The organism is Streptomyces sp. NPDC000151, from assembly GCF_040301705.1.
Taxonomy (GTDB): Bacteria; Actinomycetota; Actinomycetes; order Streptomycetales; family Streptomycetaceae; genus Streptomyces.
On the sequence record NZ_JBEPFC010000241.1, the window covers coordinates 1 to 6,274 of the forward strand.

A 6,274-nucleotide genomic window follows, 5' to 3' on the forward strand; every position below is an offset into this window, starting at 1 on the left:
GCCGATGCGGTGCGGCCGCCGCCGCCTCCGCCGCCACCACGGCGGACGTTCTTGGCGGCCTGCCGGGCCGCCTGCCGCTTGGGCGCGGCGACCTTCGGCCGGGCGCCGGGCTTGGGCGAACCCTCGGACTTGGGGGCGTTGTCCTTGGCCTCGGGGCCGGGCGACTTGGGGGAGGGGCCGCTGCCCGGAGCGAGCTTGGGAGTGTCGGAGGGACCGGCCGTGGAGACCTTTTCCGGGCCCGTCTGCGGACCCGCCGCCGTGGCGGGGCCCTTCCCACCCGTGACGTCCTGCTCCTTGGCGGTGCCCTGTTCTCCGGCCCCGTCCTTCGAGTCGGGGGTGCCCGACGGCGCGGAGGAGTCCTCCTTCGACTTCGCGCCGTCCTCGGATGCCGGGGCGTCCTGGGCCTTGCCCGTGTCCTTGCCGCCGGCCGGGGCCGAATCCGTACCGGTTTCTTTCCTGGAGTCTGCGGAGTCCTGCTTACCCTTCGCACTGACGGACGCGTCGGGTGATTTGGCGTCCTTGTCTCCGGTGTCCTTGCCGCCTCCGGCGCTGCTGCCACTGCCGGACTTGGAGGCCGAGCTGTCCGAGGACGAACCGTTCGTCTGGCGGCGCGCGTCCTCGTCGGCCTTCGCCAACTGACCGGGCGGGGCCGTCTCCCCTGCGCCGGGAGTCTGCTTGATGCCGGTCCCGTCGGCGTTGCGTGCTTCCTCGTCCCGCCGCTTCGCCTCGGAGTCTTCTTTGTGCTCTTCGGCCTGAGCGTTCTCGCGGTCGGTTTCGCCGGGTGCCGTCGGGCCCGAGCCCTGCGAGCCGGGTGTCCCGAACGTCACCCCGTCCGCAGTGGGCTGCGCCGCCGGGTCCGGTCCGACCTCCTGCTCGGCGGCATCATCGGTACGGCCGTCCTGGGCGAATTCTTCGTCGGCCTCGGCGTCCGCAGAGACGGAGGAAGCGCCGGATTCCTGTGCTTCGGCCGCAGGCGCGGCGTCCGCTGACGCCGGACGCCCGGTCACTCGGTGATTGCCGTCCTGCCGGGCCTTGACCAGGGAAGAGTCCTTTGCCGCCGGGGTCGCCTCTTCGAGGCCGACATCGGGCACCGGAGCTTCGCCGCTCGCCGCGTCCTCGTCCTCCTCCGCGCCCAGGTCGTCGTCCGCGTCCAGCTCCGCCGACTCGTCTTCGAGGCCCAGCGGTTCGTCGTCCGCGTCCTCTTCGTTCTCCGGGTCGCCGAGGGTGCGCTGGACGGTGTGGCCGCTGCCGGTGCGGTCCTTCTCGCCCGGTTCCGCCGTGCTCTTGTCGACGGCCCCGGGGGTCGCGGCTCCGTCCAAGTGTCCGGCCTCGTCCGTACGCTCTTCCCCGGCAGGCTGCTGTTCCTGCTGTTCCGCGGCTCGTTCCTGGGCGTCCTCCTCCGCGCCCTTGTCCTTCTCCTTGTCGTCCTTGTCCTGCTCGGCCTTCTGCTGCTCGCCCTGCTTCTTGTCGTCCTTCTTGTCCCGGTCAGCAGACTTCCTGTCCTGCTCCTTGGCCTCGGCCCCTTCCTTCTGCCGCGCGGAACCGTCTTCCTTGTCCTTGCCCTCGCCCCCGGACTTGTCCTTGGGCTTGGCGGACGACTGCCCGGGCGCCTTCCCGGGAGGCCGGCCCGACGCCTCTTCGGCGGGGGAAGCCTTGCCCGCGTCGCCCGGAACGGTCCGGGATGCGTCATCGCGCCCCGGTACGCCCCCGTCACCCGCCGGGTCCGCGTCCTTGCGTTGCTGTTCGTGCTTGCGCCGGTCGTCGTCGGCCTTGTCCGCGCCGCGGCGCTCGTCGTTGGCGGCGGCGGTCTCCTGGGCACGTTCCTGCCGGATGGCTTCGGCCTCGTCCGGTACGGCTTCGGGAGCAGCGGCCGCGTCCAGCGGCAGCGGGCCGTGTTCCGTCTCCTCCACAAGATCCAGCAGGCGGTCGATCTCGGGTGTGAGGAGGCGTACCTCCAGCCGGTCCAGTACCGATTCCTGCACGTCCGGTGACATCTGTGCCAGTTGCAGGCGTACCCGGCCCGAGAGGTCCTGCGGGTCGCCCCGGAGGGAGCGGAGGACGCCGTTGGCGAGGCGGTCGACGAGCGTGGCCGGGTCCAGCTGCTCCATGCGGCGCCGGTCGGCGTCGACCGTCGCGTACCGCAGCCACCCCGGCGTACCCCGCCCCTCCTCGACCTCGGCCGCAGGCGTTTCCTCCGGGCGTACGGAATCCTGCAGCGCGCCCAGTACGGACGACTGGGCCGCCGACTCCGCCTCGCGTTCGATTGTTTCCTGGGGGAGGCTCACCGCGCCCAGGTCGCGGCCCGCTCGCAATGCGCCCAGGCCGTGTGGGTTCTGGACCGTGTGCAGCAGTTCGTGGGCCAGCAGGCGTTGGCCGTCGGCCGTGCCGGGGCGGTAGGTGCCCTCGCGGAAGAAGATGTCCTGGCCGACGGCGAAGGCGTCGGCGCCCATCAGCTCCGCCAGTTCGCCGGACTCGCGGTCTGTGTGCAGGCGGACCTGGCTGAAGTCGTGGCCGAGCTGTTCCTCCAGGTCGCGGCGGACGCTCAGGTCGAGGGGCTGGCCCGCGCCGCTGACGATGTCCTTTGGCTCGGGGGTACGGGACTTGGCGTTCCGTTCCCTGCGCTTGCGGCGCTTTTCGGCGGCGGTGGACTGGCTGTTGTCCCGGGAAGAGGAGGTCGAGGTGCTCATCGGGCCTCACCTCGTCCCGTGAGGCCCGCGTGGACCGAGCGGGCCAGGGCCTCGCCCAGGCGGGTGGAGGATGTTGTACGTGGCAGGGGCGGCAGACCTGTGAGCCCGTCCAGGGATACCGGGGAGCCGTCGGCGGCAAGGGGGATGCCTCGCTCGTGGACCAGGCGGGCGAGTTCGCGTTCAAAGGACGCCGACACGCGGTCCGGGTCGAGGCGGTCGTCGAAACCGTCCAGGACCAGTTCACCGATGTCGATACGGAAGGAGCGCGCGGGCGCTGCCGTCTTCGCGGCCGCGTCTCTCCGGACGCCGCCCTCGTGACCGGGCTCGTTCAGACCCATCCGTGGACCTCCGACGGGGTCAGGGAGCGTTCCAGCTTCAGGTATTCGGTGCGTGCCGCGGCCAGCATGTGGCGCATCTGGAGGTGGTCGCCCTCGTCGGCGGCGAGGAAGGCCCCGGACAGGGCGATGTTGCGGATCGAGCCGCCGGCAACTGTGAGCTGTGCCAGCAGGGACGGGTCGATGCCCTTCGTGGGGGCCTGGGAGGGGAGGACGCGGCGCCAGATTTCGGCGCGCTCGCTCTCGGCCGGGAAGGGGAAGTCGACGACGAAGCGGATGCGGCGCATGAAGGCCGAGTCGAGGGCCTTTTTCATGTTGGTGGTGAGGACGGCGAGGCCGCGGTAGGCCTCCATGCGCATGAGGAGGTAGCTGACTTCGAGATTTGCGTAGCGGTCGTGGCTGTCTTTGACCTCGCTGCGCTTGCCGAAGAGGGCATCCGCCTCGTCGAACAGGAGCAGGGCTCCGCCGCGTTCAGCCGCGTCGAAGACGCGGCTGAGGTTCTTCTCGGTCTCGCCGATGTATTTGCTGACCACCTGGGAGAGGTCGATGATGAAGAGGTCGAGGCCCAGTTCCTTGGCCATCACCTCGGCGGCCAGGGTCTTGCCCGTGCCCGAGCCGCCCGCGAAGAGGGCCGTGACGCCGAGGCCGCTGCGGAGCGCCTTCGCGAAGCCCCAGTCCTGGTAGACCGTGCTGCGCCGGCGTACGTGCGCGACGATCTCCTGGAGGACGCGCAGCTGGCGGTCGGCGAGTACCAGGTCGTCCCAGCCGGCGCGCGGTTCGATGCGGCGGCCCAGTTCGTCCAGGCCCATGCGGGCCTCGGTGAGACCGGCCTGCCAGGCGAGTTCCGCGCCGTCCAGCACGTCGGAGTGCGGCAGGTCGCGGCGGACGGTGGCGGCGGCCTGGCGCACGACGTGCGGGGGGAGCTGGAACTGCGCGACGAGGGACTGGAGATGGCGGTCGGTGACCTCGGGGACGTCGGCGAAGGCGTCCGTCCAGAGGCCGAGGTGTTCCTCGTCGGAGAGCTTGGGGACGGTGACGCGTTCGCCGCGGGGGCGCCCGGTCCGGCGGGGGTCCGGGCTGGAGACGACCAGCGGTACGGCGGCGCCCGCGATGAACGCGTCGGCGGCGGCGTGCTGTTCGCGGTCCAGCTCGCCGACCTCGATCAGCAGGGCGGCGGGGAGCAGGATCGCCTCGCGCTGCCAGAGGCGGGCCAGCCGGTCGCGTTCGGCGGCGTCGGTGGGGACGTCGTCGGCGGCCATGGAGTACAGGCCGAGGCCGGAGCGGCGGGCCGCGGTGGCCGCGATGTCGGCGCGGGTGCGCAGGTCGGCGCCGACCAGCTCGACGCGCAGGGGTGCCTCGGTCCCCGCGCCGGACCAGCCCGCGGCGACGCGGTCGGCGGCCGCGTCGTACGAGGGCGGGAGGGACGGGGGCGCGGTGGTGCGGCTGAGCAGACCGTGCAGCCTGGCGTCCAGGTAGGGCGTGCCGACCAGGAAGTGCAGGATGCGCTCGTCGAGGCGGAGGCGGGTGGTGGTCAGCCGGGTCTCGTCGTCCAGCTCGAGCAGGCGCCAGCGGCGGAGCGGCGCCACGGGCGTGAGGGCGCTCCAGTGCGGGTCGCCGAGGACGGCCAGGGCGAGGGAGAACGTCGGGTACGTACGCGTGGGGTCGCCGCTCGCCGCGGCGCAGCGGGCGTCGGTGGTGGGGTCGAGTTCGGCCGCCGCGGCCAGCAGGACCAGCTCCTGCTCGAAGCGGCTGAGGCCGAAGCAGGCGGCGAGCGCTTCGAGGGCGCGCGGGGTGGCGGGGGAGCGCGGCTCAGCGGCGGCGGCGGTGGAGGCGGGTGCGGGTGCGGGCGCGACGGCGGAACCGGCCGGTTCGGCTGTCGGGTCCGCCGCGTCCCCGGTGGGCGAGGTGTCCGTACGGCCTGTACGTGCCCGCGCGGCATGGGCGTCCAGGCGTGTCAGTACGGAACGGATGGCAGCGGCGAGCACGGCGCCGTCGTCCGTGCCGTGGTCCGCCGTGCCCGGTCCCTTGCCGCTGCCCATGTTCTGTTCCGCCCCCGTCTCGCGCACCCTGCCTCAGCTCTCCTTGCCGTCGTCCGTACGGGCGGCGCCCTTCGCGCCGCCGGTCGCCTTGCGGGTACGGGTACGGGAACGCGCGGGCGTGGCAACGGACTTCGCGTCGGCCTGAACGTCGGCCTGGGCGTCGCCCTGCTTGGCCGGTGCGGGAGCCGCCGCCTTCTTCGCGGGCCGCTTCGCCGCCTCAGAAGGCGCCTCGGGACGAGCCTCCGCGGGCGCGGCGCCCCCGGCCGGCGCACCCGGCAGAGCCTGCACATCCCCCAGTACCGGCGGCACCGACGCCCCCGGCCGCTCCGGCCGCTCCGGGCGCTCCGGCGCCCCCGGCGCCCCGAACGGCGCCACCCGTACCTCCGGCCGCCTGACCGGCTTGGCCGCCGCCGGCTTCTCGTGTCCGTCCAGCAGGACCAGCGACGCCTGGTACACCACCGACAGGGAGTAGGGCGTGTTGTGCAGCATTCCCCACAGCTTCGACGTCTCGTCGACGTCCATCTGGGTCGGCGTGAAGCGGACCTTCTGCACGGACTCCGCCAGGTCGCTGCCGTCCAGGTACGGCCGCTGCGCCGCCTCCGCGATCAGTTCCTTGGGCAGTACGGGGATTTCGTGCAGCGTGCGCACGACGCTGCCGATCAGGCGCTGCCCGACCAGCTCGGTCTCCTCGCCGTACGCGCTGATCACGTAGTGCAGGTCCAGCGCCGCCGCGGAACGCTTCAGCAGCGTGCCGTCGGGGGCGCGGGTGACCAGGTCGTTGTTGCGCATGGAGGGGTTGTGCGTGACCTGGTAGCAGAAGACGGTGACCGTCGGGTCCGTCGGCGGGTCGGCCGGCGGCTTGCGGGTCTCCACCGAGACGGCCATGTCGATCTCGGGGTGCAGATTGTGTTCGATCAGCAGCGCAAGGGCCTGGGTGACCGTCGCGACGGCGAGTGCGTTGCTCATGAATCCATTCCCCGTGAAGTCCGTGGAGACCGTGAGGTCCGTGAAGTCCGTGCGGTCGTCGTGGCCATGACCGTCAGCTCGTCCTCTCCCCGCGTGCCAGGTAGTCGGCGAGGCTCAGGGCGGGGCCCCGGCGGTCGGCGCGGCCCGCCCGCGCGCCCGTCGCCGGCCGGTCCGGGCCGGCCGCGCTGACCTCCAGCCGCCCGATCTGTACGTGCACGACGCGCTCGGCCGGCCGCTGTCCGCGCCG

General features: G+C 72.6%; 4 protein-coding genes. All 4 read right to left on the reverse strand.

Annotation, left to right across the window (positions count from 1 at the left end; genetic code table 11):
• A partial coding sequence (locus tag ABT381_RS34615) for an eCIS core domain-containing protein (RefSeq protein ID WP_351601701.1) occupies nucleotides 1–2,687 on the reverse strand: 2,687 nt, incomplete at its 3' end.
• Nucleotides 2,684–3,025, reverse strand: a complete 342-nt coding sequence (locus tag ABT381_RS34620) for a hypothetical protein (RefSeq protein WP_351601704.1) — start codon at nucleotides 3,023–3,025, stop codon at nucleotides 2,684–2,686. The genes ABT381_RS34620 and ABT381_RS34615, both read right to left, overlap by 4 nt.
• Nucleotides 3,016–5,061 carry an ATP-binding protein gene (locus tag ABT381_RS34625; protein WP_351601712.1) on the reverse strand — a complete coding sequence of 682 codons (2,046 nt, stop codon included), beginning with the start codon at nucleotides 5,059–5,061 and terminating at the stop codon, nucleotides 3,016–3,018. Before ABT381_RS34625 ends, ABT381_RS34620 begins: the two co-directional genes overlap by 10 nt.
• A gap of 33 nt (nucleotides 5,062–5,094) precedes the next feature.
• Nucleotides 5,095–6,027 carry a Pvc16 family protein gene (locus tag ABT381_RS34630; protein WP_351601709.1) on the reverse strand — a complete coding sequence of 311 codons (933 nt, stop codon included), beginning with the start codon at nucleotides 6,025–6,027 and terminating at the stop codon, nucleotides 5,095–5,097.
• Between the last annotated feature and the right edge of the window lie 247 nt (nucleotides 6,028–6,274).

Bases quoted from the DNA above. Each gene is read 5' to 3' on its own strand.
- ABT381_RS34620 (WP_351601704.1), bottom strand. From the start codon at position 3,025: ATGGGTCTGAACGAGCCCGGTCACGAGGGCGGCGTCCGGAGAGACGCG.
- ABT381_RS34625 (WP_351601712.1), bottom strand. From the start codon at position 5,061: ATGGGCAGCGGCAAGGGACCGGGCACGGCGGACCACGGCACGGACGAC.
- ABT381_RS34630 (WP_351601709.1), bottom strand. From the start codon at position 6,027: ATGAGCAACGCACTCGCCGTCGCGACGGTCACCCAGGCCCTTGCGCTG.